This is a genomic window from Streptomyces platensis (assembly GCF_008704855.1).
In the GTDB taxonomy this organism is placed as follows: Bacteria; Actinomycetota; Actinomycetes; order Streptomycetales; family Streptomycetaceae; genus Streptomyces; species Streptomyces platensis.
In genome coordinates, this window is record NZ_CP023691.1 from 7,289,903 (window position 1) to 7,316,577 (window position 26,675).

20 protein-coding genes are annotated in these 26,675 nt (G+C 70.8%); 12 read left to right on the forward strand and 8 right to left on the reverse strand.

The window, feature by feature from the left end:
- Window positions 1–23 precede the first annotated feature (23 nt).
- Window positions 24–2,228, forward strand: a complete 2,205-nt coding sequence (locus CP981_RS32245) for a 3-hydroxyacyl-CoA dehydrogenase NAD-binding domain-containing protein (RefSeq protein WP_085922576.1) — start codon at window positions 24–26, stop codon at window positions 2,226–2,228.
- Between the two features lie 36 nt (window positions 2,229–2,264).
- Here the strand turns inward: CP981_RS32245 and CP981_RS32250 are convergent, their stop codons facing one another.
- The gene (locus CP981_RS32250) at window positions 2,265–3,023 is read right to left on the reverse strand and encodes a MerR family transcriptional regulator (protein ID WP_085922575.1); all 759 of its coding nucleotides are present in this window, start codon (window positions 3,021–3,023) and stop codon (window positions 2,265–2,267) included.
- Window positions 3,024–3,423: 400 nt separating this feature from the next.
- Between CP981_RS32250 and CP981_RS32255 the strand changes: the two genes are divergently transcribed.
- The 5 genes from CP981_RS32255 to CP981_RS32275 all read left to right on the forward strand — a co-directional run bounded on the left by CP981_RS32255 (window position 3,424) and on the right by CP981_RS32275 (window position 8,366).
- Window positions 3,424–4,884: an amino acid permease gene (locus tag CP981_RS32255; protein WP_085922574.1), complete on the forward strand. Its 1,461-nt coding sequence runs from the start codon at window positions 3,424–3,426 to the stop codon at window positions 4,882–4,884.
- A gap of 163 nt (window positions 4,885–5,047) precedes the next feature.
- On the forward strand, window positions 5,048–5,530 hold the full coding sequence (locus CP981_RS32260) for a macro domain-containing protein (protein ID WP_085922573.1): 483 nt from the start codon (window positions 5,048–5,050) through the stop codon (window positions 5,528–5,530).
- Between the two features lie 115 nt (window positions 5,531–5,645).
- On the forward strand, window positions 5,646–6,488 hold the full coding sequence (locus CP981_RS32265) for a CPBP family intramembrane glutamic endopeptidase (protein ID WP_244329883.1): 843 nt from the start codon (window positions 5,646–5,648) through the stop codon (window positions 6,486–6,488).
- A complete protein-coding gene (locus tag CP981_RS32270; protein ID WP_244329884.1) occupies window positions 6,478–7,752 on the forward strand; it encodes a sensor histidine kinase in 1,275 nt (424 codons plus the stop codon). The genes CP981_RS32265 and CP981_RS32270 overlap by 11 nt, the downstream gene beginning before the upstream one ends.
- Window positions 7,716–8,366, forward strand: a complete 651-nt coding sequence (locus tag CP981_RS32275; protein WP_085922572.1) for a response regulator transcription factor — start codon at window positions 7,716–7,718, stop codon at window positions 8,364–8,366. Before CP981_RS32270 ends, CP981_RS32275 begins: the two co-directional genes overlap by 37 nt.
- 149 nt (window positions 8,367–8,515) lie before the next feature.
- On the opposite strand, the gene sph is transcribed toward CP981_RS32275, so the two are convergent.
- The 3 genes from sph to CP981_RS32290 all read right to left on the reverse strand — a co-directional run bounded on the left by sph (window position 8,516) and on the right by CP981_RS32290 (window position 11,571).
- The gene (gene sph, locus CP981_RS32280) at window positions 8,516–9,475 is read right to left on the reverse strand and encodes a sphingomyelin phosphodiesterase (RefSeq protein ID WP_085922761.1); all 960 of its coding nucleotides are present in this window, start codon (window positions 9,473–9,475) and stop codon (window positions 8,516–8,518) included.
- A 154-nt stretch (window positions 9,476–9,629) separates the two neighbouring features.
- Entirely contained in the window at window positions 9,630–11,273 is a 1,644-nt protein-coding gene (locus CP981_RS32285; protein ID WP_208853012.1) for a DUF6895 family protein, read from the reverse strand.
- Between the two features lie 79 nt (window positions 11,274–11,352).
- Window positions 11,353–11,571: a hypothetical protein gene (locus CP981_RS32290; RefSeq protein ID WP_085922571.1), complete on the reverse strand. Its 219-nt coding sequence runs from the start codon at window positions 11,569–11,571 to the stop codon at window positions 11,353–11,355.
- A 511-nt stretch (window positions 11,572–12,082) separates the two neighbouring features.
- Here CP981_RS32290 and CP981_RS32295 point away from each other — a divergent pair.
- Window positions 12,083–12,934, forward strand: coding sequence for an oxygenase MpaB family protein (locus tag CP981_RS32295; protein ID WP_208853013.1), 852 nt, complete (start codon window positions 12,083–12,085; stop codon window positions 12,932–12,934).
- A 67-nt stretch (window positions 12,935–13,001) separates the two neighbouring features.
- On the opposite strand, the gene CP981_RS32300 is transcribed toward CP981_RS32295, so the two are convergent.
- Window positions 13,002–14,489, reverse strand: a complete 1,488-nt coding sequence (locus CP981_RS32300) for a M1 family metallopeptidase (RefSeq protein WP_085922569.1) — start codon at window positions 14,487–14,489, stop codon at window positions 13,002–13,004.
- A 259-nt stretch (window positions 14,490–14,748) separates the two neighbouring features.
- On the opposite strand from CP981_RS32300, the gene CP981_RS32305 reads away from it, so the two are divergent.
- The 3 genes from CP981_RS32305 (at window position 14,749) to CP981_RS32315 (ending at window position 19,974) form a co-directional block, all read left to right on the forward strand.
- Window positions 14,749–16,755: a Xaa-Pro dipeptidyl-peptidase gene (locus CP981_RS32305; protein ID WP_425282180.1), complete on the forward strand. Its 2,007-nt coding sequence runs from the start codon at window positions 14,749–14,751 to the stop codon at window positions 16,753–16,755.
- Between the two features lie 75 nt (window positions 16,756–16,830).
- Complete coding sequence (locus CP981_RS32310; RefSeq protein ID WP_107429487.1) at window positions 16,831–18,171, forward strand: M14 family metallopeptidase; 1,341 nt, start codon at window positions 16,831–16,833, stop codon at window positions 18,169–18,171.
- Between the two features lie 78 nt (window positions 18,172–18,249).
- Window positions 18,250–19,974: a BCCT family transporter gene (locus CP981_RS32315; protein ID WP_085922568.1), complete on the forward strand. Its 1,725-nt coding sequence runs from the start codon at window positions 18,250–18,252 to the stop codon at window positions 19,972–19,974.
- Between the two features lie 97 nt (window positions 19,975–20,071).
- Here CP981_RS32315 and CP981_RS32320 read toward each other — a convergent pair whose 3' ends face one another.
- Complete coding sequence (locus CP981_RS32320) at window positions 20,072–20,965, reverse strand: D-alanyl-D-alanine carboxypeptidase family protein (RefSeq protein WP_085922567.1); 894 nt, start codon at window positions 20,963–20,965, stop codon at window positions 20,072–20,074.
- A 166-nt stretch (window positions 20,966–21,131) separates the two neighbouring features.
- Window positions 21,132–22,127, reverse strand: coding sequence for an FAD-dependent oxidoreductase (locus tag CP981_RS32325; protein ID WP_167536173.1), 996 nt, complete (start codon window positions 22,125–22,127; stop codon window positions 21,132–21,134).
- Between the two features lie 198 nt (window positions 22,128–22,325).
- Here CP981_RS32325 and CP981_RS32330 point away from each other — a divergent pair, with 198 nt between their 5' ends.
- Both CP981_RS32330 and CP981_RS32335 read left to right on the forward strand, forming a co-directional pair.
- Window positions 22,326–24,335 carry an FUSC family protein gene (locus CP981_RS32330; RefSeq protein ID WP_085922566.1) on the forward strand — a complete coding sequence of 670 codons (2,010 nt, stop codon included), beginning with the start codon at window positions 22,326–22,328 and terminating at the stop codon, window positions 24,333–24,335.
- Between the two features lie 224 nt (window positions 24,336–24,559).
- Window positions 24,560–24,949 (forward strand): DUF2267 domain-containing protein, encoded by a 390-nt coding sequence (locus CP981_RS32335; protein ID WP_085922565.1) that lies wholly within the window; start codon window positions 24,560–24,562, stop codon window positions 24,947–24,949.
- Between the two features lie 96 nt (window positions 24,950–25,045).
- Here the strand turns inward: CP981_RS32335 and CP981_RS32340 are convergent, their stop codons facing one another.
- On the reverse strand, window positions 25,046–26,302 hold the full coding sequence (locus CP981_RS32340; RefSeq protein ID WP_085922564.1) for a Cmx/CmrA family chloramphenicol efflux MFS transporter: 1,257 nt from the start codon (window positions 26,300–26,302) through the stop codon (window positions 25,046–25,048).
- Window positions 26,303–26,675 lie beyond the last annotated feature (373 nt).

Consider the following 26,675-nt stretch of genomic DNA (forward strand, 5'->3'; position numbering starts at 1 on the left):
ATCCCCCTTACGGAGAAGCCACAGTGAGCGAGTCCCCTGCGTCGTCGACCATCCGCTGGGAACAGGACGAGACCGGCATCGTCACCCTGGTGCTGGACGACCCCGACCAGTCCGCCAACACCATGAACAACGCCTTCAAGGCCTCCCTGACCGCGGTCGCCGACCGCCTGGAGGCCGAGAAGGACAGCGTCCGCGGCATCATCTTCACCTCCGCCAAGAAGACCTTCTTCGCCGGCGGCGACCTGCGCGACCTGATCGCCGTCACCCCCGACAAGGCCGAGCAGGCCTTCGCGGCGGGCAACGGCATCAAGCGCGACCTGCGCCGTATCGAGACCCTCGGCAAGCCCGTCGTCGCCGCGATCAACGGGGCGGCGCTGGGCGGCGGTTACGAGATCGCGCTGGCCTGCCACCACCGCATCGCCCTCGACACCCCCGGCACCAAGATCGGCCTGCCCGAGGTCACCCTCGGCCTGCTGCCGGCCGGCGGCGGGGTGACCCGTACGGTGCGGCTGCTCGGCATCGCCGACGCGCTGCTGAAGGTGCTGCTCCAGGGCACCCAGTACAACGCCACCCGCGCCCGGGAGGCCGGGCTGATCCACGAGGTCGCGGCCACCCCCGAGGAGATGCTCGGCAAGGCCCGCGCCTTCATCGAGGAGCACCCGGAGTCCCAGCAGCCCTGGGACATCAAGGGCTACCGCATCCCCGGCGGCACCCCGGCCCAGCCGAAGTTCGCGGCCAACCTCCCGGCGTTCCCCGCCAACCTCAAGAAGCAGCTCAACGGCGCGCCCTACCCGGCCCCCCGCAACATCCTCGCCGCGGCCGTCGAGGGCTCCCAGGTCGACTTCGAGACCGCGCAGACCATCGAGGCGCGCTACTTCGTCGAGCTGGTGACCGGCCAGATCTCCAAGAACATGATCCAGGCGTTCTTCTTCGATCTCCAGGCCGTCAACTCGGGTGCCAACCGGCCCAAGGACATCGCGCCCCGCAAGGTCGAGAAGGTCGCGGTGCTCGGCGCCGGCATGATGGGCGCGGGCATCGCCTACTCCTGCGCCAGGGCCGGGATGCAGGTCGTCCTCAAGGACGTCTCCCTGGAGGCGGCGCAGAAGGGCAAGACGTATTCGGAGGGGCTGCTCGCCAAGGCGCTCTCCCGGGGCCGGACGACCGAGGCGAAGCGCGACGAGCTGCTGGCCCGCATCACGCCCACCGCCGAGCCGGCGGACCTCGCGGGCTGCGACGCCGTCATCGAGGCGGTCTTCGAGGACGTGGGCCTCAAGCACAAGGTCTTCAAGGAGATCCAGCACATCGTCGCGCCCGACGCGCTGCTGTGCTCCAACACCTCCACGCTGCCCATCACGTCGCTGGCCGAGGGTGTCGAGCGGGACCAGGACTTCATCGGACTGCACTTCTTCTCGCCGGTCGACAAGATGCCGCTGGTGGAGATCATCAAGGGCGAGCGGACCGGCGACGAGGCGCTGGCCCGCGCCTTCGACCTGGTCCGCCAGATCAAGAAGACCCCGATCGTCGTCAATGACTCGCGCGGCTTCTTCACCTCCCGCGTCATCGGCCACTTCATCAACGAAGGCGTGGCGATGATCGGCGAGGGCCTCGACCCGGTCTCCGTCGAGCAGGCCGCCGCCCAGGCCGGCTATCCGGCCAAGGTGCTGTCCCTGATGGACGAGCTGACCCTCACCCTGCCGCGCAAGATCCGCGAGGAGACCAAGCGGGCGGTCGTGGAGTCCGGCGGCAGCTGGCAGCCGCACCCGGCCGACGCGGTCATCGACCGGATGGTCGACGAGTTCGGCCGCCCCGGCCGCAGTGGTGGCGGGGGCTTCTATGAGTACGGCGAGGACGGCAAGCGCACCGGTCTGTGGCCGGGGCTGCGCGAGCACTTCACCAAGAAGGACGCCACCGTTCCGTTCATCGACATGCAGGAGCGGATGCTCTTCTCCGAGGCGCTGGACACCGTCCGCTGCTTCGAGGAGGGCGTGCTCACCTCGGTCGCGGACGCCAACATCGGCTCCATCCTCGGCATCGGCTTCCCGGGCTGGACCGGCGGTGTGATCCAGTACATCAACGGCTACCAGGGCGGCCCGGGGCGGGAGGAGCTGGTCGGTCTGCCCGGCTTCGTGGCCCGCGCCCGTGAGCTTCAGGAAGCCTACGGAGACCGGTTCGCGCCGTCCGCGCTGCTGGTGGAGAAGGCCGAGAAGGGCGAGAAGTTCAGCGACTGACCGGTCATGGGGGCGGGCCCCGGCGGCCCGCCCCCGTCACCCCTCGGGGGTGTGGCCGCCCTGGTCGCGGTCGCCCTCCATGCCGAACGACTCCCGCAGCTCCTGCTTCATCGACCGCTGGAAGGCGGTCACCAGCGCCTGCACCACCATCGGCTGCATATGGGCCGAGAGCGACTTCATCCGCGCCATCTCGTCCTCATCCGGCCCGCCGCCCCGGTTCGGCTCCCACACCTCGTCCTTGAAGAGCCGGCTGAGCTCCCGGGCCGCCGAGCGGGTGTGCTCGATGACCACACTGCGCGCCGTGAGGATGGTCTCCAGGGAGATCGGGACGTCCAGCAGCCGGGTGCCCAGGTGCAGCAGCCCCGGGTCGACGCGGAAGACCCGGGGATCATCGGTGCGTACGAGCACACTCATGGCCGCCAGCCGGTCCAGATCCTCCTCGGTCAGCGCCCGGCCGACCCGCCGCTCCAGCTGTTCCCGGGTGGCGTCCTCGGCCTTGTCCGGAATCCAACTCGCCACCAGCGCCCGGTGGATGGCCAGATCCTGGGCGCTCAGATCGGGCGGCAGCTGCTCCAGATAGCGTTCGATCGCGGACAGTGTCAGGCCCTGATGCTGGAGCTCCTCGATGAGGGCGAGCCGCGAGAGGTGGTCCGGACCGTAGCGGCCGACCCGGCGGGGGCCGATCTCCGGGGGTGGCAGCAGACCGCGCGTGCTGTAGAAGCGGATCGTACGGACCGTGACGCCGGCGCGGGCGGCCAGTTCGTCGACCGTCAGGTCGGTGGCGGGCTCCATCATGTTCAACAGTATTGCTGTCTCACCACTCTTGTGAAACCTGCCGCGCGGACCGGTCCGCAGCGCGCCGGTCCGCGCGGGCAGCCCTCTGGCGGGCCGGGACGGAGTGAGTTGTCACGAAAGCAAAATGCACGTCTCGATTGAGCCGAACAGGTCAAGAAATCCTCCTTACCGGACGGGCGGCGGAGTCCGGAATCGGGTGAACTGACGCCCCTCTTGAAATTGATGCGCCGGGAAATTCACTTCAAATACGGACAAATCTTGGATGGCCAATACACGCTGTGATCTTGCCCACAGACGGAGAAGGGCTCTTCAGGGAAGGTGTGCCGTCGGCCGTCCACGCGATCTGCGGGACTTCTAGGCCATGGCTTCAGCGCCTGCCCGAAAGCGAGATACACCAGCAGTGAGCACAGAAACCGTCACCGAGACAGCCCACGGGTCACCTGACGGGGGGAGCGGCGCGCAGCAGGATGCGGGCGACGCGGGCTACAGCAAGGGCCTCAAGGGCCGGCATGTCAACATGATCGCCATCGGTGGGGCGATCGGTACCGGCCTTTTCCTGGGCGCCGGTGGTCGACTGCATTCCGCCGGTCCGGCGCTGGCCATCGCCTACGCGGTCTGCGGCCTCTTCGCCTTCTTCGTCGTACGGGCCCTGGGCGAGCTGGTGCTGCACCGCCCCTCGTCCGGCTCCTTCGTCTCGTACGCCCGTGAGTTCCTCGGGGAGAAGGGCGCCTACGTCGCCGGCTGGATGTACGTCGTCAACTGGTCGACGACCGGTATCGCCGACATCACCGCGATCGCGCTCTATACCCACTACTGGAGCCTGTTCACCGACATCCCGCAGTGGGTCATGGCGCTCATCGCGCTGGCGGTCGTGCTGACCGTGAACCTGATCTCGGTGAAGATCTTCGGTGAGCTGGAGTTCTGGTTCGCGATCATCAAGGTCGCGGCGCTGGTCATCTTCATGTTCATCGGCATCTTCCTGCTGGCCACCCAGCACCCGGTCGGCGGGCACACGCCAGGGCTGGACCTGCTCACCGACCACGGTGGGCTCTTCCCGACCGGTCTGCTGCCCGTGGTGATCGTGCTCCAGGGCGTGGTCTTCGCCTACTCCGCGGTGGAGCTGGTCGGTGTGACCGCCGGCGAGACCGACCAGCCGGAGAAGGTCGTGCCGAAGGCCGTCAACTCCATCATGTGGCGGGTGGGCGTCTTCTACGTCGGCTCGGTGATCCTGCTCGCGATGCTGCTGCCGTGGAACAAGTACGTCGGTGGCGAGAGCCCCTTCGTGACGGTGCTGTCCAACGTCGGTGTGCCGGCGGCGGGCGATGTGATGAACCTCGTGGTGCTGACCGCGGCGATGTCCAGCCTGAACTCCGGGCTCTACTCGACCGGCCGCATCCTGCGCTCCATGTCGATGGCGGGCTCGGCGCCCAAGTTCGCCGGCCTGATGAACCGCAACCAGGTGCCGTACGGCGGCATCATGCTCACCTCCGCGGTGTGTGTGCTGGGTGTCGGCCTCAACTACGTCATGCCGGGCGAGGCGTTCGAGATCGTGCTGAACATCGCGGCGCTGGGCATCATCAGCACCTGGTGCACGATCATGGTCTGCCACATGGTGTTCGTGCGCCGGTCGAAGGAGGGCGTGGTCGAGCGGCCGCGCTTCCGGCTCCCCGGCACGCCGGTCACCGATATCGCCACTATCGCCTTCCTGCTCGGTGTCATCGTCCTGATGTGGTTCGACGACGGTGTCGGCCGGCAGACCGTGATGCTGATCCCGGTCCTCGCCATCGCGCTGGTCGGCGGCTGGTTCGCGGTGCGCGGCCGGGTCAGCCGGATCGCCGCGGAGCGCGAGCTGTCGAAGTAGTCACGTACAGCGGACGCCTGCGTCATCAAGGGCGGTCGCGGAGGCCGGAAGGCTTCCGCGACCGCCCTTTCGCTCGCTCGCTTCCGGCGGACGCGACGGCGCGCGCGGCCGCCCGGCCCGATGGCCCCGGCCGATTGTCAGTGGGCGCCCCTACTGTGGATGCATGACGGAGAAAACGGGGATCTCCTACATCAAGGGGGACGCCACGGCGCCGCAGGGCACGGGCGTCAAGGTGATCGCGCACATCTGTAACGACCTGGGCGGCTGGGGCAAGGGCTTCGTGCTCGCGCTCTCCCGGCGCTGGCCGGAGCCGGAGGCCGCCTACCGACGGTGGCACCGCGAGCGGGCGCGGAACGACTTCGGTCTGGGAGCCGCCCAGTTCGTCCAGGTCGGCGACCGGCTATGGGTGGCCAATGTCGTCGGACAGCGGGGAATGCGGACGGGCAGCAAGGGCGCCCCGGTCCGCTACGAGGCCATCGACGCCGGGCTCGAACGGGTCGCGGTCAAGGCGCAGGAGCTCGGGGCGTCCGTTCATATGCCGCGTATCGGCTGTGGGTTGGCGGGCGGGAAGTGGTCCCGGGTGGAGCCGCTGATAGGGGAGCGGCTTACCCGGTGCGGCATACCGGTGACGGTCTACGACCGCTGAATCCGCTGCCTGCTGCCTGCCGCCTGCCGTTGGTCAGTGGATGGTGAGCAGACGACCACCGCCGAAACGGGCCACGGGTGTATCTGGGTACACCCCCGCCCGGTATCCAGAGGCAATGGCGGCGGGCCCGCCGGACGGCATCGTCGAGGGCATGCAAAGGACAGATGCCATCCAGAGCAAACCCGTCGACATCAGGGCGATGGTCCTGTTCCTCGCCGTTGCGTTTCTGGCGGCCGGAGCGCTGGGCGCGCTTCAGCCCGTCACCGGGATACCGGGTGAGGTCATTGAGCTGACACAGTTCGGGCCCGCACTCGGGGTGGGGCTTGCCGCGGTGCTGTGGCCGGGGCGGGTACGGGAAGTGCTCGGCGGCTCCGGGCCGGGCAGCAGAGGTAAGGGGGTGCTGCTGCTCGTCACGGCGCCGCTGATCATCGCGATGGGCGCCGGTGCGTACGCGGCGCTCACCGGGGACGTGCATTCCAGCCGGCCGGGTGCGCCCTTCCTGTTGATCGCCGTGGCGCAGCTGATCGGCGCGGGCGGCGAGGAGATCGGGTGGCGTTGCTTTCTCCAGCCGCTGCTGCGCACCCGCTGCGGCCCGCTTGCGGCATCGGTCGTGGTGGGCGTGGTGTGGGGCGTCTGGCACGTCCAGGTTTTCGCCCAACGCCCCCTGTACGCAGGGGCGTTCATGATGGGGGCGGTGTCCATGTCGGTCGTGATGGGGTGGGCCCTTGAAGGGGCGCGGGCTTCCAGACTGCCGCTCGCGGCGGGCTTTCACGCGCTGATCAACCTCGGCATGCTGCTGTTCATGGATGAGGAGTCCGGCGCGGTGCTCCCCATGGTGTTGTTCGGCGCCTCGTGCCTGGTGGCGGCCGGACTGTGGACGTGGACGAGCGTCGGCAGACCGCGTGCGGCGGAGGCGGCACCCGCTAAGATCCCTCCGATCATGGACGATGTTCGCTGAGCCACGTGCGGTCGCCTCCCGCGCCGGTGTCGCCCTCGGCCGGTGCCAGCTGGTGAGCCTGCATGCCCTCGCGGTGCCGGTGGTGGGCTCGCTGGTGGTCCTTGCCCTGCTGCTGGTACCCGTGGGCGTGGGTTTCCTGCTGCTGCCGCCCGCCGCGCGGGCCCTGCGCGGACTGTCCGATCGTGCCCGGGCACGCGCCGACCGGTGGACAGGCGTCCGTATCGGTCCACCGGAACCGCTGCCCGTGGACCGTGCACTCAACGCCCGCAAGAGGTCGGGCGCGATCATCGCCGACGAGGGATTCTGGCGCGACCTGGCGTGGGCCTGGCTGGAGCCGGTGGCCGGCGGGCTGCTCGTCGCCGTTCCCCTCGCCCTGGTCGAGTACGGGGTGTTCGGGGCGCTGGTGCAGCCGTTCATCTGGCAGCTCCTCGACGACGGCAACTGGTACGCGTTCGTCCCCGTGCACAGCACCGCGACCATGGGGGCCGCGCTGGTGCTGGGTCTCGTTTTCCTGGCCGCCGGGCTGCTGGCCGCGCCCGCCACGCTCCGGCTGCACACCCGGATGAGCCGGCCGCTGCTTTCCGCACCGCGCCGCATCCAGCTCGCCCGGCGGGTCGAGCGGCTCACCGACACCCGTACCAGGGCCCTGGACGCGCAGGCCGCCGAACTGCGACGCATAGAGCGGGACTTGCACGACGGGGCGCAGGCCCGGCTGGTCGCCCTGGGCATGACGCTGGACCGTGCCACCCGTCTGCTGGAGACGGACCCGGCGGCGGCGCGCGAGCTCCTGCTGGACGTCCGCCGCACGTCCGAGGGGGCCTTGCAGGACCTGCGCGACCTGGTGCACGGCATCCACCCGCCGGTCCTCGCCGACCGCGGCCTGGGCGACGCCGTCCGGTCGCTGGCGCTCGACAGCTTCCTCGATGTCCACGTCGAGACCCGGCTGCCGGACCGGCTCCCGGCGCCGGTCGAGTCCGCCACCTACTTCGCGGTGAGCGAGGCGCTGGCGAACGCGGCCAAGCACTCCGGCGCCCGCGCGGTCGGCATCGCCCTGACCCACGAGAACGGACTGCTGCGCGCCACCGTCACCGACGACGGTCACGGCGGCGCCGACCCCGCACGGGGCACCGGGCTGGCCGGCGTGCGGCAGCGGTTGGATACCTTCGACGGCACTCTCGACCTGCACAGTCCGCAGGGCGGGCCGACCACCGTGACGATGGAGATACCGTGCGCGTTGTCCTCGCCGAAGACGTCTTCCTCCTGAGAGACGGGCTGATACGCACCCTCCAGGAACACGGCTGCGAGGTCGTCGCGGTGGACAACGGCCCGTCGCTGCTGCGTGCGCTGCTCGACGACGGGGACGCGGCACCGGATGTCGCCGTGGTCGATGTGCGGCTGCCGCCGACCTTCACCGACGAGGGCCTTCAGGCCGCCCTCGAAGCCCGTCGCCGGCGGCCCGGACTGCCCGTCCTCATCCTCTCCCAGTACGTCGAGCAGCTGTACGCGAACGAGCTGCTGGCCGGGGGCGAGGGCGCCGTCGGCTATCTGCTCAAGGACCGGGTGACCCACACCGAGCAGTTCATCGATGCGGTCCGCCGGGTGGCTGCCGGAGGCACCGTGATGGACCCTCAGGTCATCTCCAGACTGCTGTTGCGCAGCGATGCCCGCGGCACGATCGGCAGCCTGACGCCGCGCGAGCGGGACGTCCTGGAGCTGATGGCCGAGGGCAGGTCCAACGCCGCCATCGCCACCGGCCTGCACATCAGCGAGAGCGCGGTCGCCAAGCACACCGCGAGCATTTTCACCAAGCTCCGGATCGGCCCGTCGGCGGACGACAACCGCAGGGTGCTGGCCGTCCTGGCATATCTCAAGCGCTGAGCCGCTCCGGCGCGGAGCCTGACGGGCCCTCGTCAGCAGGCCCTCCCCGGGACACCTGCACCGGACAACGCGCCGAGCCGCAGAAGGAACTCGACGCGCTGCCGGACCACGCACGGCCACCGCCAGGCCGTGTGCCGTCGCAAGGTCGACTAGCCGACGGTACCCACGACCGGGTAGTGATCCGAGAGATTGGTGTACGTGTAGTCCTTGCCCCAGCTGGAGACGGTCCAGGGCGCCGACTCCTCCTTGACCACGGTGTTCCGCCATCCGGAGGGACGGGCGTGGCCGTTGCGGAACAGGACGTAGTCCAGGTCCTCGCGGGGGTCGTCCGGGTAGCGGTACTTCGCGACGGAGTTCTCCTGGGTGTCGAAGGAGTAGGGGTGGCCTGGGCGGCTGTCGGCGGGCGCCAGGTCGGCGTTGCCGAGCAGCGCGTCGTACTCGGCGCTGTGCGAGTCGATGTTCAGATCGCCCGCGACCAGTACTTCTTCGCCCGCCGGGATGTTCTTGGCGTCCAGGAAGGCGTCCATCTCCTTGAGCTGCCCGGCGCGGTCGGCGGCCGCCTCGCCCGCCTTGCAGCCCGAGTCGGTGGACTGGGCGTGGGTGCCGACCACATGCACCCGGGTGCCGTTGACATCCAGCACCGCATAGACGAAGCCCTTGTTGGAGAGGCTGTCCGCACCGCAGGCGTCCTTGTAGACGTACTGCTCCTTGCGCAGGATCGGCCACTTGCTCAGCAGCGTCACCCCGCCGTCTTCCGGGGTCACGGCGGAGTAGGCACCGCCGGTGGCGTCCCAGCCGCTGCGGCTCCGGCCCACCACCGGGGTCTGGTGCGGGTACTGCGTCGCGGCCCGGGACTTCAGTGCCTCGGACGAGGAGTTGTCGAACGCCTCCTGGAGCACCACGACGTCCTGGCCCTGGAAGAAGTCCGCGGCCGCGATCGCCTGGGCGCGGTGGTCCTGCCCCCAGTTGGGATAGAGGTTCTTGCTCATGAGGAAGACGTTGTAGCTGAGCACCTTCAGACGGGGCGTGGCGGCGGCCGACGCGGAGGGGGCCGCGGCCGCCACCGTGACCGCGGCGAGGGCCGTGGCGAGAGCGGTGATCCGGGGCATGCGCAGCGCGGAGTGCGACACTGAATCTCCCTGTGGGGGTGGGGACTTGAACCAGCGACGCTCATCCAAGCAGCTGAGGTTACTTCCAGGTAGCCATCTGACGGGCACGAGATGGACAGACCGAAGCTCTTGCCGACGAGCCGGGTGTTCCGGGTCAGGGGCAGGGCTGCGGACTCGTGAGCGCCGCGCCGCAGGCCGTGTGTACGGCGGCCAGCGCGGTGACGGCGCTCTGCGTCCAGGACATCAACGCCCGTTCGCGGCTTGACGGTTCGTCGCAGGCCGGGCGGCCGAACGCGCCGCACGAGCTCTGCTGGGCGAGGAGGAAGGCGACGGCGTCGCGGGTGATGCGGTGCTGCGACCGTCCGGTGCGAGCCGAGTCCCGGATGAAGCCGGCGATACGCCCCAGGTGATAGTCCTTCCAGGCGCCGGGCAAGTCGGTGACGGTCGTCTCCGGGGCCGGGTGCGGTGCGTCGGTGCCACCGGTCAGTGCGGCCGCGCGCTGCGGGGAGAGCAGCCCCAGACCGACCAGACGCCGGACGTTGTGCACCGCCTGTGGCGGCACCCGGTCCAGGACTTCGACGGCGGCGACGGTGGACTTGAGGAACAGGTCGAGCGAGGCGCAGGGGATCCCGTGAGCCCGCAGACCGGAGGCGAACGCACCGACGACCTCCATGCCGTGCCGCTGCCACACCTCCGCGTCCGCGTCCGTGAGACGCGCGGAGAAATCGAGGAGCAGGGGGCGGGCGAGCCCGGGTTCGCCGAGGGCTTCGGCGGCATGCGCGACGGCCGCCGCGGCGGGCAGGCAGCCGGCCGGGTCGTGGCGCCGGACCGTGTCCGCCAGCCACACCACGGCCCGCCGGAGCGGCTGCTCCACGGCCGAGCCGGGCGCCGGTACGGACGGCCGGGGCCGCCGCACCACCCGGGGGCTGCGGTCCAGGAGCGCGGCCAGGGCCGCGACGATGGTGGTGTGGTAGCCGGTGGCCCAGTGCCGGTACGCGTCGTCGCCGTCGGCGAGTCCGGGGTGGACCACCCCCGGCGGCCCGTTGACCCGCCCGTCGGCCTCTTGTACCGCCGTGAGGAACTCCCAGGCCCGGCGGGCTTCCTCGGAGTCCCGGACCCCGAGGCACAGCAGGCAGCACAGAAGCTCACCCACCAGGTCGGCATTCTCCTGGCCGAGGGTGAGTACGAGGAGCGCTTCGAGCAGTTCCACCGCCGTGGCCGGATCGAAGTCCCGCGGCCAGCGGGGCTCGCGGAGGCCGAAGTCCGTGGCGTAGAAGATCGTGTGGGTGATCGCGTAGATATCGCGATCGGTGAGCTTGAGGACGTTCGGGCCGTTGCAGAGCAGGGTGAACGGCAAGACCTCGTCCATGGCGGGCAGCGCGTGCGGAACACCGCACAGCTCCAGGGTGTGCAGCAGATCGAGCTGCCGGTAGGGAATCCGCTCGAAGACCGCCGCATATCCGCCGGCCGCGGCCTGAGTGAGCAGCCGCCGGAACTCCGGGTCCTCGCGACCGCAGAGCCGGAGGGCCGCGTAGGTCCCCGCGTAGAGCAGGAGGGCGGCTTCGTCCCGGGCGATCAGTTCCCGGTAGGACGGGCGGGCCGCGATCTGCTCGACCTGGTCGAGGAGGGCCGCGTAGTCGCCGTCGAGTGGTTCGGGGTCGAGGCGGGCCCGCAGTCCCACCAGGAACGCCGTCTCGATGAGGGCCTTACGGGCGAACAGCACCCGGCCGGTGGCGGCTTCGGCCGGATCGATCAGAGTGCGGCGCGCAGCGAGCCAGGCGACCGCCTGGGTCTCCACCGCGCGCCTTTGTGACGAACCGTCACCGGGCTGCGTCGTGTTCACTGAATGCCTCCCGGCGATCGGCGTGATCAATGGCTCAGCTGCCCGCAGCGGAGTCGTCCTCCGCGACCTGGTTGGCGACTACGAGGACGTACCGCTCCCAGGCGAGTACGTAACCGGCCACATCGTCGAGTTGGCTGACCTGGTCGACGACTCGCTGCAGCGGAACGGTGAGGTCGACGAGTCCGCTCGTCCGCAGGAAGTCGAGTGCCTTACGGGCATCGACCGGCGGGGGGCAGGGCGGGGGACAGGACATGAGTTGCTCCTTTCGGGTGGTTCGGGTGAACATGGCGAGTGTCGCGTTCCGTAATCCCCTTGTCACTATCCGCGGCTAGTGGGAAAAGTGGTGATTTGATCGCCCCAGCTCAGGGGTGTATCTCGCGGCGAAACCACTCTTGGAGGTGAAGCTCCGTTGTGGGATCAGGTGAAGTCGGTGGGGCGGCGCCGTACGGCCGGGTGTCGAGTGACGCCGTACACTCCGCCGCTCGCCCGGGGCGTGGAGCCATTCGTTCCCATCCGCGTCCAACTCGCGTGCCCGCACAGGCGCCTTCGGTATCCTCCGGCCCGAGTGGGGTCATGCCGCAGCGGCGTTGACGAGTCGCCCGGCCCTAGGGGCGGCCGCGGTGGTGCGCCGGGATCGGTGTGCCGGGCGGTGTCGCCGCGGCGGAGTGCTGGCGGCCGGTTCCGGCGGTGCGCGGGTGTATGGCAGCGGGGAGTGGGTCCCGCGTCCGCCGATCGCGGAGAGTCACCGTATGATGATTAATACCATGATTGCGGTAAAAAATGACCCGAATCCCCCGCCGGTCGGAGGTGTGCTCTGGTCGCTGGCCGGGGACATCCGCATGCTGCTGACGCTGCCGGCCGCGCTGGCCATGCAGGTCGCCCACCCGGCGGTGGGCGCCGGGGTGGACGACCACTCCGTGTTCCGTACGGACCCCTGGGGACGCGGCGAGCGGTCCCTGACCTCGCTCCAGCTGTGGGTGTACGGAGGGGAGGAGGCGGCCGCGGAGGGGCGCCGGCTGCGCGCGCTGCACAAGACCATCCAGGGGACGGACGCACACGGCCGCGCCTACCACGCGCTCACCCCCGCCTACTACTCCTGGGTGCACGCCACCGGCTACCCCGTCTTCCGGCACGCGCAGCAGTATCTGGGCCGCCCCTTCACCGAGGCGCAGGAACGGGCGCTGTACGCGGAGTGGCTCCAGGTCGGCCGGATCCTGGGGATCCATGACCGCGATATGCCGCAGACGATCGAGGAGTTCTGGCCGTATTACCAGAAGGTTCTCGACAACGAACTCGAAGAGACCGCCGTGGTCAAGGAGTTGCTGGCGACCGATCCGCAACTGCCGGTTCCCGACCGCGGCCCGCGCTGGCTGCGGCTGCTGCTGCGGCTGACCTGGCCATGGCTGTGCCCGCGGTTCGCCCGCACCCGGCGCTTTCTCACGGTCGGGCTGATGCCGCCGGAGGCCCGGCAGGCCATCGGACTGGAGTGGACAGACGCCCAGGAGCGCACACTGCGCCGGCTGGGCCGGGTCGTGCGCGCCGTGGTGCCGGTGCTCCCGGAGCGGCTGCGGTTCATGCCGATCGCGCGCCGGGCCAGGCAGGCGGCGCGCCGGTAACGACGCGGTGCGCGCACGGAGCCGGGGGAGGCCCGGCTCCGTACGCCTTCAGTGCTCGTTCACCGGCTCAGTGCCCGTGCACGTCGTGCGTGGCCGCGATCTGCTTCCACGACTTGGGCGCGGCGACCGGCGCATGCGAGGCACCGAGGGCCTGCTTGGCCGCGCCCGCCGAGGGCCGGGTCGGCTGGAAGAGCCAGGTGTCGAAGAAGCCGGCCAGCTGCTTGCCGGTCTTCTTCTCGGCGAACTTCACGAAGTCGGCGACCGACGCGTTGCCGTACCGGTTCTCCGTCGGCCAGGACTTGAGCAGGCCGAAGAAGGCCTTGTCGCCGACCTTGTTGCGGAGCGCCTGAAGGGTCAGCGCGCCACGGTCGTAGACCGCGCCGTCGAACTGGTTCTCCGCGCCCGGGTTGCCCGGCTTGACCGTCCAGAACGGGTCGTCGGCCGGGTGCTGGGCGTAGACGTAGTCCGCCAGTTCCTGGGCGGTGCCCTCGCCCTCCTTCTCCGACCACAGCCACTGGCTGTAGGCGGCGAAGCCCTCGTTGATCCAGATGTCCTTCCAGTCCTTCAGCGAGACGCTGTCGCCGTACCACTGGTGCGCCAGCTCGTGCACGACGACGGAGACGTTCGTGCCGCGGTCGAAGGCCTTCTTCCCGTAGAACGGGCGGGTCTGGGTCTCCAGGGCGTAATGGGCCGGCACATTCGGCACGTAGCCGCCCACCGCGTTGAACGGGTAGGCGCCGAAGACGCTCTCCAGCCACTCGGTGATCTCGGTGGTGCGCTCGATGCTCGCCTTCGCCGAGCCCTCGTTCGCGCCGAGGTCCTTGCTGACCGCGTTGACCACCGGCAGACCGTTCGCGGTCTTGTCGTTGGTGATGTCGAACTTGCCGACGGCCAGCGTCGTCAGATACGTCGCCTGCGGCTTGTCCGAGCGCCAGTTGTAGCGCGTCCAGCCCAGCTTGGAGGACTGCGAGGCCAGCACACCGTTGCTCAGCGCCTGGGTGCCGTCCGGGACCGCCACCGAGATGTCGTACGTCGCCTTGTCGGTGGGGTGGTCATTGCTCGGGAACCACCACACGGCGGCGTCCGGCTCCTGCGCGATCACCCCGCCGTCGGGGGTACGGGCCCACGCGCAGTAGCCGTCTATCTTGAGCTCGGAGGGCTTGCCCGCGTAGCGCACCACGACGCTGATCTGCTTGCCCTTCTCCAGCGGCGTGGCCGGAGTGACCTCCAGCTCGTGCTTGCCGGAGGTGGCGAAGGCGGCCTTCTTGCCGTTGATCCGGATCTCACTGACCTTGAGGCCGAAGTCCAGGTTGAAGCGGGAGAGATCCTGGGTGGTGGTGGCCAGCAGGGTGGCCGTGCCCTCCAGCAGGTCCGTCTTCGGCTGGTACTTGAGCCGCAGGTCGTAGTGGGAAACGTCGTATCCGCCGTTTCCGCTCTCGGGGTAGTAGGTGTCGCCCACACCCGGAGCGCCCGGTGTGAAGTCGGCAGCCGAGGCCGGGATGGCCAGCAGCAGGCTGAGTGCGACCGCGCCGGGGACGAGGAGTCTGTGACGCACGAGTCCTCCAACTCGTAGGGGGGATGGCTCTGTTCAGACCCTATGTACTGCGCCCGGCCGGCGTCATGTACATGGCCTGATCTGACACATGACCGACATGAACCACCTTCCGTCCCTCCTGTCTGCCGTGCTCCGTCGTCCCCCCTCCATCACGGTGGGCAGCGGGCGCCGCCGCGATCACGGCTCGGGACCGCCCGTGGGACGAAAAAGCTACCCATGGACCTGTTTTCGGCCGCCGCCCGCGCCGCGGTGCCCGGACATGCCCTTACGCAGGGGAGTTGCGCCGCGCTACCGTCCGCCCGTGACGAATCCTGCGCGGATCCCCCGCATCCCCTTCACAGCGCTCGTGCTGGCCGCGGTCGCCGCCCTGCTGTCCGCCCTGATCGGGCCGGCCGCCGCGCAGGCGGCGCCCGCCGAGAGCAGACCCGTCTACTCCTACGACCGCGCGATACGCGAATCGGTCTGGGTGGACACACGGCTGGACGGCGACACGGACGGGAGAACCGACCGCGTCGCCGTCGACATCGTGCGGCCCGCCGAACCGGCGCAACAGGGCCGGCGGATCCCCGTGATCATGGACGCCAGTCCGTACTACTCCTGCTGCGGGCGCGGTAACGAGAGCCAGAAGAAGACCTATGACGACCGGGGCCGGCCGGTCGGGTTCCCGCTCTTCTACGACAACTACTTCGTGCCGCGCGGCTATGCGACGGTCCTGGTCGACCTCGCGGGCACCAACCGCTCGGACGGCTGCTCCGACGTCGGCGGCCGCTCCGACATCCGGTCCGCCAGGGCCGTCGTCGACTGGCTCGGCGGCAGAGGCCGCGCCTACACCGCCCGTACGGGCGGGAAACCCGTCACGGCCGGCTGGTCCAGCGGCAGCACCGGGATGATCGGCAAGAGCTGGGACGCCACCATCGCCAACGGCGTCGCGGCCACCGGCGTCAAGGGGCTGAAGACCATCGTCCCGATCGCCGGTATCTCCTCCTGGTACGACTACTACTTCGCCAAGGGCGCCCCGCTCTACGACTCCGGGCCGGACTCCCTCGCCGATGTGGTCGACAGCCCCGAGGCGCGCAAGCGCTGCGCCGCCGTGCAGAAGAAGCTCGCCGACGGGGCGCCCCGTACCGGCGACTGGACCGGTCTGTGGCGCGAGCGCGACTACGTCCGGCGCGCGGACCGCGTCCGGGCCAGCGTGCTCCTGGTGCACGGCATGCAGGACCTCAACGTCCGGACCCGGCACGCCGGGCAGTGGTGGGACGCGCTCGCCCGGCACGGCGTCGAGCGCAAGATCTGGCTCTCCCAGACCGGGCATGTCGACCCGTTCGACTACCGGCGCAGCGCCTGGGTCAAGACCCTGCACCACTGGTTCGACCACTATTTGCTGGGCTACGACAACGGCATCGAGCGCACCCCGATGGCCGATATCGAGCGCTCGCCCGGCACGTGGTCCACCGACCCGCAGTGGCCCGCTCCCGGCACCGCGCCCACCACATTGCGGCCGCGCGGCGGCACCGAGCCCGGCGTCGGCCTGCTGGGGACCCGTAAGGCACCGCGGGGCGCGACCGAGACCTTCACCGACGACCCGAAGCTGAGCGAGGCTGACTGGGCGGCCCGGATCGATGCCCCGACCGCCGCCAAGGCCGGGTTCCGCACCGGGCCGCTGCGCACGCCGCTACGGCTCTCCGGCTCCGGCAGGGTGACCGTGACCGTCACCCCGAGCACCTCGACCGCCCATCTGTCCGCCGTCCTGGTAGACCTCGGCCCGGACACCATCCGCGACTACGCGGCCGACGGTGAGGGCATCACCACCCTCGACCGGCGCACCTGCTGGGGCGCCGGAACCACGGGCGACACCGGCTGCTTCAAGGAGACCGCCGCGGACACTCAAAAGGTCGCCCACACCGTCTTCAGCCGCGGCTGGGCCGACCTCGGCAACTACGCCGACGCCCACAAGGGCCGCCCGCTCACCCCCGGCAAGCCCTACAAGCTCACCCTGGACCTGGCCGCGAGCGATCACATCGTGCCCGCCGGGCACCGGCTCGCGCTCATCGTGGCCGGCACCGACGCCGGTCTGATCGACCCGCCCGCGGACACGCCGAAGCTCACCCTCGACCTGTCCCGCACCTCCGCCGAACTCCCGCTGACCGGCGGCGCGGCGGCCTTCGCGCGGGCCACCGCGGGCGCGCCGAGGCATCCGGACGCCGCGGCACCGCTGGACGGCATCGCCCCGCCGCGCTCGGTCAGCCGGCTGCCGGCCGTGGGATGACCCCCGGGGCCGCCCCGCCACGGGCGGCCCCACCCGGTCCCCCTCTCACCGCTCACCCAAGGGAGGCTCCTCCTCGTGATACCCCGCCCCCACCGCCTCGCCGCCGGGCCGCTGGCCATCGGGCTGACGGCCACCCTCGGCGCGACCCCGCCGCCCGCCCCGGCCGCGACCGCAACCCCCGCACCCCGTACGGGATTCGAGATCAGCCATGGCGCCCGCTGGACGGGCCAGGCCGAGGAACAGGACTTCCTCAAGGCCGTCGACCGGGGCTCGGTGCGCGTACGGATCGACCGGATCGGCACCACCGGGCAGGGCCGCCCGCTGCGGCTCGTCCGGATCGGCGCCCCCGCCCCCGAGGGCCCGGCGCAGGTCCGCCGCGGAAACTCCGTGCTGCTGATCTGCTCCCAGCACGGTGACGAGCCCTCCGGGCGCGAGGCCTGTCTGACCACCGTCCGCAATCTCGCCTACGCCAAGGACCCGGCGACCCGGCGCTTCCTGGAACACACCAGCGTGCTGGTCGTCCCGACCGCCAACCCCGACGGCCGGGCCGCGGACACCCGCGGCAACGCCGACGGCACGGACATCAACCGCGATCACATCGCCCTGCGGACCGCCGAGGGCCGGGCGATGGCCGAGGTCATCCGCGACTACCGCCCCGACACCATCTACGACCTGCACGAGTACGGCCCCACGGTCCCGTACTACATGAAGGACGTGCTGTCGCTGTGGCCGCGCAATCTCAACACCTCGGACGGGGTGCACCGGGAAGCGGCCGCGCTCTCCGAGGACTTCGTGCGGCCCGCCATCCACCGGGCGGGCTTCTCCACCGGCGTCTACGGCATCTGGACCGACCCGGAGACCGGTGATCCCGTCAAGCAGGTCGCGGGCGACGGGCAGGAGCGGATCCTGCGCAACACCGCGGGTGTCAAGGGCTCGGTCGGACTGCTCGTCGAGACCCGGGTCGATGCGCTCACCGAGGCCGAGAAGGCCGACCCCGCGCTCAACAACCGCCGCCGGGTGGACTCCCAGCTGGCCGCGCTCGACGGCGCCTTCACCTTCCTCGACCGGCACCGGTCACGGATCGAGGCGGCCACCACCGCCGCCCGGCTCGCGGGCTATACCGATCACGGTCCGGTGTATCTCGGCGGCGCGGATAACGAACCGGCTACCGAAGAGCAGATCCTGGCCGACCCACCTTGTGCCTATCGTCTCGAAGAGGGACAGTTTGCGCAGGTCAGGGAAGAACTGGTGAGGCACGGAGTGGTGTGGCGCCGGGACCGTGACGGCGTCGTCGTGCCGCTGCGCCAACCGCTGCGGAAGCTCGTTCCGCTGCTGTTGGACCGGAGGGCCGGTTATCACCTTACGGTCGCGACGCCCCTCAACGTCTGCCGTCGTGTGGTAGGGGGTAACGGGTAAGGAAAATATGGCCCATTGAAAGGTTGACACGTGTCGGACACAGTCAGAGAAGCCGGAGACGGGGGTGGCACGCACTCCGTGACGGACGTCCCCGATGAGCCGCAGCATCACGGGCCCCCGCAGACCGACCGTGTGGTCTTCGGTGTGACCTCTTTGCTCACCCTCGCCTTCATCGCGTGGGGAGCGTCGTCCACCGAATCCCTCAAGAGCGCATCGACCTCGATGCTGAACTGGGTGATCGACAACGGCGGCTGGGCCTTCGTGCTCTCCGCCTCCGGATTTGTGATCTTTGCGATTTGGCTGGCGGTCAGCAAGTACGGCCGGATCACGCTCGGCAAGGAGGGCGAGGATCCCGAATTCCGCACCGTGTCCTGGATCGCGATGATGTTCAGCGCGGGCATGGGCATCGGTTTGATGTTCTACGGCGTCAGTGAGCCGCTGGGGCACTTCAGCTCCCCACCGCCGGGCACCGATCCGCAGGACGCCGCCCAGGCGATGGACACCGCGATGGCCACCACGATGTTCCACTGGACGCTGCACCCCTGGGCGATCTACGCGGTCGTTGGTCTGGCCATCGCTTACAGCTGCTTCCGGCGGGGGAGGCGGCAGACGATAAGCGCGGTGTTCACCCCACTGATCGGCACCCGGCGGGCGAACGGCTGGGGCGGCCGGGTCATCGACATCCTGGCCATCTTCGCCACCCTCTTCGGTTCGGCGGCCTCGCTGGGGCTCGGTGCGCTCCAGATCGGCAGCGGCATCAAGGTCCTCGGCTGGATGGACAGCGTCAGCACCACCCTGCTGGTCGGCATCATCACCGTGCTGACCATCGCCTTCATCCTGTCCGCGGTCTCCGGTATCGCCAAGGGCGTCCAGATGCTGTCCAACATCAATATGGTGCTGGCGGTCATCCTGGCGGTCTTTGTGTTCGTGGTCGGACCGACCATCCTCATCCTCAACCTGCTGCCGACTTCCCTCGGCTCGTTCCTCGGCGAACTGCCGCAGCTCGCGGGCCGTACGGAGGCCAGCAGCGGTGACGATGTGGGCGGCTGGCTGCGCAGCTGGACCGTCTTCTACTGGGCGTGGTGGATCTCCTGGACGCCGTTCGTGGGCATGTTCATCGCCCGGATCAGCCGGGGCCGGACCATCCGCCAGTTCATCGGCGGGGTCATCCTCGTCCCGAGCGTGGTCAGCCTGGCGTGGTTCGCGGTGTTCGGCGGCTCGGCCATGAAGCTCCAGGCGTCCAAGCAGCTCAGCGGGTCGAGCACGCCCGAAGGCCAGCTCTTCGATGTGCTGCACCAGTACCCGCTCGCCACGGTCATGAGCATTCTCGTCATGATCCTGGTCGGCATCTTCTTCGTGTCCGGTGCCGATGCCGCGTCCATCGTCATGGGCACCCTCTCGCAGAAGGGGACCTTCGAGCCGACCCGGCTCGTGGTGATCTTCTGGGGAGTGGTGACCGGTGCGGTCGCGGCGATCATGCTGTTGATCGGCGGTGGCTCGGGCGATGCGCTGACCGGCCTTCAGAATCTGACGATTCTGGTCGCGGTGCCGTTCATGGTCGTGATGATCGCCATGTGCTGGGCGCTGATGCGTGATCTGCGCAGCGATCCGCTGATCGTGCGCGGTCAGAAGGGCGCCGAGGTCGTCGAACTGGCCGTGATCGCGGGCCATGAGCAGTACGACGGTGACTTCGAGATCCAGATCGGACCCGGCAACGGCAACGGGGACGACGCGGGAGACGGCAGCGGCACCGGCGAGGACAGCGGCGTCGGAGTGAAGAGCGGCGGTCAGGCCGACTCCTGAGTGGCGTCGTACGGCCCCGGTGTGCTGCCGGCGGCCGGATGACGAAGGGGCCTGCGCACGACCTTCCGGTCGCGCGCAGGCCCCACGCCTGTCCGGGTTACTTCTTGAAGCTGTAGTCCATCAGCTTCTTCGCGTCAGCGGTGCGGTTCGTCACCGAAGAGGAGGCGAGAACCGTGCCGATGACCGTCTTGCCACCGCGGGTCGCGGCGAAGACCAGGCAGTACTTGGCCTCCGGGCCGGAGCCCGTCTTGACGCCAAGAGTGCCCGAGTAGCTGCCGAGCAGCGCGTTGGTGTTGGTCCACGACATGTTGCGGTAGCCACCGCTCTTCGTCGTGACCTTCTGCGTCGTCGACTTCGTCTTCACGACCGTACGGAACGTGGAGTACTTCATCGCGTTGGAGGCGAGCTTCGTCAGGTCGCGCGGAGTCGAGTAGTTCGCGCCCCTTCCGATGCCGTCGAACGAGTCGAAGTGCGTGTTCGTCATGCCGAGTGACCTGGCCGTGGAGTTCATCTTGCCGATGAACGACTTGACCCGCGCGTCCCGGGTGGAGCCGCTGCCGAACTTGTCGGCCAGCGCGTACGCCGCGTCGCAGCCGGACGGGAGCATCAGCCCGTACAGCAGCTGGCGGACGGTGACCTTGTCGCCGACGATCAGCTTGGCCGAGGAGGCCCAGTTGTTGTCGACGATGTAGTCGCTGTACGCCTTCTGGACCGTCACCTTGGAATCAAGGTTGAGGTTCGACTGCGCCAGCACCACCCGAGCCGTCATGATCTTGGTGGTGGAGCCGGTGGAGCGACGGGTGTCCGCGGCCTTGGTGAAGAGGGTCTTCCCCGTGCCGTTGTTCATCACGAAGCCGCCCTGGGCGGCGATCGTGGGAGTCTTGGGCGCAGCGGCCTGCGCAGGAGCGGTGAACGCCCCGGCCGTCAGAACGGCCCCCGCGGTGACAGCGACCGCGGATACGCGACGAATGCCCTTAATGCCGTTTCTCAAAATGGATACTCCAAATATCCCTGATGTGCGGCCATATAGGAATGGCGCTTGCACATAGGACGCATGAGACGGGCGATTGGATGCGCCCTCCGGCCGGTGAATTCCGCTCGTCCGCCTGCCGCGGGACCGAAAGGACGAATTCCGGACCGCGAAGACCGCGCCGCACCTACCCGCGGACCTCCCGGACCTCCCGCACCATCCGCAGCACCTCGTCCGCGCAACCCCACGCCACGGTCACGCCCGCACCGCCGTGCCCGTAGTTGTGCACGCACGGCATGCCGCCGGACAGCCGCTCCGCCGTCAGCCGCACCGCCGGGCGGGCCGGGCGCAACCCCACCTTGTGGGCCAGGACCCGGGCCCGCGCCAGCTCCGGGAAGCGCCGTGCGGCGCGCGCCACGATGGCCGCCGCCACCGCCGGATCGGGCTCCCGGGACCAGGCGTTCTCCCGCGCCGTACCTCCCAGCACCAGGCCGTACGGCTGGGGCAGCAGATACGTGGTGTCCGACGCCCCCGCGTCGGCGGAGACGGACCACTCCTCGATGCCGGGGTTCTCCACGACCACCAACTGCCCCTGGACCGGATGGACGTCCGGGTCGGGTACGAGAGCGCGGGCGCCGAGCCCCGAGCAGTTCACGACCACGTCCGCCGCCGCTCCGGCCTCCTCCAGCGAGGTGACCTCACGCCGCTCCACGGTCCCGCCCGCCGCCGTCAACCGCTGTTCCAGGTAACGGAGATGAGTGGGCATGTCCACCAGGGGAGTACGGGCCCGCCACCCCGACGCGCAGCCCTCGGGGAGCTCCGCCGCCCGTGCCCGCCGCAGCCCGGGCACCGCGTCGTACCAGGCGGCCAGGCCGTCATCGGCGCCGCCCGTCGTGGCCGTCATCGTGCCCGTCACCATCCGGGCGCCCGTCTCCGCCGGCCGTTCGGCGAGCGCCGTGAGCACCTGGAAGGAGCGTACGGACCACGCCACCGCCCGCTCGTACGGCTGGATGCGGTACGGCCAGCACAGCCCGCCCGCCACCGCCGAGGTCGTCCCGCCCGCCGCGTCCCGGCTCAGTACCCGTACCCGGTGCCCGTCCTCGGCCAGGGCGACCGCCGACGTCAGCCCGATCACCCCGCCGCCGACCACCCGGATGTCCAGGCCCTCCGCATTGCTCGTCATGCCGGGACGCTAACCGCTGGCGCGGGCGGCGAAAAGGGGAGGTGGAAGTCCTGCCCGCCATTTGTTCGTGATCTTGTGGTAACCCCGCGGCAGCGGAGTGGACCCCTCCCGGACCGTAGGCTGGTAGCAGCACCGTCGGCCGATGACGCCCCTCGGAACCGCTTGCCGCCGTCCGTACGCCGTCGTCTGAGGAGGCCCATGCTCCGCGCGCCGCGCGCCGTGCCCGCCTGGCTCGCCCACCCCTTCCGCTGGCAGCGGCTGCCCGTACCCTGGGCGGCCGTTGCCCGCGGTGCGCTGTGTGCGGGGCCGCTGCTCGGCGCGGGCGTCGCGACCGGCCATCCCGCGCCCGGCGTCCTGGCCGGACTCGGCTCGATGCTGGCCGGGGTCAATGACCGCCCCGGCACCCGGCGCACCGGCATCGTCCACATCGGCCTGCCCGCCCTCGCCTCGGCGCTCGGCATGCTGATCGGCGCCTCGCTCCAGGCGGCCGACGCGGGCTGGTGGCTCCTGCCGGCGCTGTTCGCCGTCGGCTTCGTCTCCGGCGCGGGCAGCGTGGCCGGGCCGGTGCGCTCCAACGCCGGGATGCAGATGCTGGCCACCACCGTCCTGGGCGCCGGGATGCCGCTGCCCGGCGCGCCCTGGGCGAAGGCCCTCTATGTCCTCGCCGGCTGCCTGTGGCTGCTTCTGCTGCGGCTCGTACTGCGCCCGCCCCGTCCCACGGGCGGCGCGCTCAGCGGCGAACGGGCCGCGGTCGCCACGGTCTTCGACGCGCTCGCCGACGCCCTGAGCGCGGTCGGCGGGCCCGGTGCCGAGCCCGCCCGGCGCCGGCTCACCGCCGCCCTGGACCGCGCCGACGAGGCCGTACGGCTGCGCCTCCTCACCAGCCGCCTGCTGCGCCGGTCCGCCCGTACGGAAGAGCTTCTGCTCACCGAGCGGTTCGCCGCGGCCACCGCGCTCTGCGAGGCCAGCGTGGCGCTGCTGTGGGAGGCCCGCCCGTTGCCGTCCCGGGTGGCGGACAGCCCCCGCAGGTTCGCCGACGCCCTGCGCACCGGGCGGTCGCCGGGCCGGCTGTCCGCCCCGGAGACCAGCACGGCCGCGCGCGGCGCCTTCGACCAGGCCCTGCTGGACGCCGCGGTCGCCTTCGCCCGGCGGGAGCCGGAGCTGCGGCCAGGAGCGGAGCCCGCACCGTCCCCGTCGGGCCGTCCCGCCTGGATGGCCCGACCCGAGGCCGCGGTCCGCGGGGCGCTGGGTGCCGTCGGCGGACGGACGCGGCGCGGGCGCGGCCTGTTCGGCCCGGCCGGGCGGGACTACGGCCTGCGGGTCGCCGTCTGCATCGCCGCGAGCGTCGCCGTGGCGCTGCTGCTCCGCGCCGACCACTGGTACTGGCTCCCGGCGACCGTCACCTTCCTGGTGAAGCCGGACCTGGGCCCGCTCTTCTCCCGTACGGTCAACCGCTTCGCCGGGACCGTCGCGGGCGTGCTGGTCTTCGCCGGGGCGGGCCTGCTGCTGACCGGTACGTGGTGGCCCGCACTGGTGGCGGGCGCGGGTGGTGCGCTGCTGCCGTTCGCCACCCGCCACTTCGCCCTGCAGACCGTCGCGATCACCCTCATGGTGCTGTCGTTCGTGTACGTCAGCGGCGATCCGGAGGCCGCCGCCGAACGGATCGTGGACACCTCCATCGCCTGCGGCATCGTCCTCGTCGTCGGACATCTGCCCCGCCTCGCCGACCCGCGCCGCCGGGTCGGGCACCGCGTCACCTCGGCGCTGCGCAGCACCGAGCAGTTCCTGCGGCACGTCCTGGAGGCGGAACCGGGCGCGGACCCCACCCGGCGGCTGGCACTGCGCCGCGCCGCCTACCGGGCGCTGGGGGAGGCCAGGGCGGCGGCGGAGACCGCCGCGGCCGAACTCCTCGCCGCCCGTGACCGCAACCCCGACTGGTTGACCGTCGTCACCGCGGCCGAACGCATCGTGGACGCCGCGACCGCCTGCGCGGTTCGCCTCGACCATGGCGCGCACCGCCCGAGCCGGGCCGAGGCCGAGGGGCTGTGCCAGGCGCTGGCGGCGATGGCCGACGCCCTGGAGGACCCGCGCCGCCGGCCCGAGCCCGGCCCGTCCGCCCCTGACCTTCCGCCGGTCCCGGACTGCGCCACGCTCACGGATGTGGCCGTGGAACTGGAGCGGATCCGGGGGTACGCGGGGACGGGGTGAGCCGGGGTGTGCGGGGTCTGCGGGGTGGGCGGGGCCGGGACGTGCCCCCTCGGATCCCGGTCGCCGAGCGCGCCGAGCCCCGCGAGATCACCATTTGTGGGGACACTGGGCGGAAGCAGAGCCGCGGCTGAGCGGGACCGCGCCCGCATCGGCGGGGGGACGGGAAAGTCTCCGTCCGGTCCCGTGCTCCGCGCGCCGAGGAGAAGGAGGCAGCTGTGGCGCCCATGCGATGGGAGGCGTTTCTGGCACAGGTCCAGGAGCGCGGCGAGTACGAGTCACCGCAGGAAGCGGAGCGGGCGGCCCGCGTCGTCCTGGCCCTGCTGGGCGCGCATCTGGTCGGTGAGGAACGGGCCGAGCTGGCCGCCGAACTGCCGGAGACCTTCGCCCTGATCCTGCTCAACCCGCTCCGGGCCGCCGAGCCGCTGGACCCCGCACGGTTCGTCCGCGCCACGGCGGCCTGGATCGAGGGCGCCACCGAGGAGACCGCCAAGTGGGATGTCGGCGCCGTGCTCAGCGTCGTCGCCGACGCCGCTGACGAAGACCTCATGCAGCGTGTCCTGCTGCAACTGCCGCCGGACTTCGACCTCCTCTTCGGCCACCCCCGGTCGGTATGACCACGGCGTGCGGGCCCCCTCCCCGCTGACGGGGCGGGGGCCCGTGTCATGAGCCGCCCTCCTCTCCGGGCCGTCGCAGAAGGGGCGACCGGTGGCTCACCGCCCCCGTCGGTCGTCCGCCGGTTCGCCCGCTGTCGTGGAGGGGGCTTCGGAGTCATCCGTACGGGACGGCCGGGCCACCCGGCGCGGGGTGGTGGCAGACCCGCGCCGGGTCACGCGGGCCAGGCCCCCGACGACTAGGGCGAGCGCCGTCAGCAGGGCGCTCACCCATAGCGGCGAGCGGAAGCCGAGCCCCGCGGTGAGCGCGGCGCCGCCGCACCAGGGGCCGAGCGCCGCGCCCACGTTGAGGGCCGCCGTGGCGAACCCGCCGCCCAGGGTCGGCGCCCCGGTCGCCGCGTAGAGGGCCTGTGAGACGAGGGTGGAGCCGACGGCGAACGACAGCGCCCCCTGGACGAAGAGGAGCACGAGCACGGCGACGGGGCTGCCGGCCGTGAGCGCCGTGGCGAGCCAGCCGGCGAGCAGGGCCGGTCCGCCGAGCGCCAGGAGGCGGAGGGGGCGGGCATCGGCCAGGCGCCCGGCCACGCTGACCCCGACGAAGGACCCCAGGCCGAAGAGCGCCAGCAGGGCGGGCACCCAGCCGGCGCCGAGTCCGGTGACCTCGGTGACCAGCGGCGCGAGATAGGTGAAGGCGCAGAAGGTCGCGCCGTTCACCAGGGCGCCGAGGAGCAGCAGCACCACGAGCCGGGGGCTGCGCAGGGCGCGCAGTTCGGCAACGGCGCGGGGGCCGCCCGCGACGGACCGCGGGGCGGGGTCGGCGGGTACCGACCACAGGATCGCGAGGACGGCGGGTACCGAGACCAGCGCCACCGCCCAGAACGCCGAGCGCCAGCCCCACAGCTCACCGAGCAGCGCACCGGCGGGCACGCCCGCGACACACGCCATGGTGGTGCCTCCGAGCAGGACGGAGGTGGCGCGGCCCTTGGCGTCGGGGGCGACCAGCGAGGTCGCGGTCGCCAGGGCCACCGCCAGGAACCCGGCGTTGGCCAGCGCCGCGACGAACCGGGTGGCCAGCAGGACTCCGTAGTCCGGGGTGACCGCCCCGAGGACATGGACGAGCAGGAACGTGACCAGGAAGGCCAGCAGCGCGCGACGCGGCGGCCGGCGCAGGCTCAGCAGCGCCAGCAGCGGCGCGCCGATCACCATTCCCACGGCGAAGGCCGAGGTCAGCGCTCCGGCGGCGGAGAGCGAGATATTCAGCTCACGGGCGATGTCCGGCAGCAGGCCGGACAGCATGAACTCGGAGGTGCCTTGGGCGAACACCGCAAGGCCGAGCATGGAGAGAACGAAGGGCACAGCAACACTCCGCAACCACAGGGTGGATCGACAGGGCGCGACGGCAGACGCAGCGGTGCCCGTGCGGAGGCGAAGGAGCGAACCGTCCGGCGCAGGGCACGCGTGGCTACCGCGCGAAAGGACCTGGGACGTCAGAGATATGACGCAGCATCAGGTGAGAAAACAGCCCGTACTACGGCGAGCCGGTGGCAGGAAGCGTGCCAGGTGGCGCGCGTCGAGGAGGCGACGGCGCGACCGCGAGACAGTGCAAGGAGCCACCGGACGGCCGGTGGCTAGCGTCTTGATGCCTCGGGGCTGGACATGCGGGCAGACTAATCGAGCCGGCCGGCCCCGTCCACGCAATTTAGCGGCGGCGGTCGGCGGCGGCGGTCGG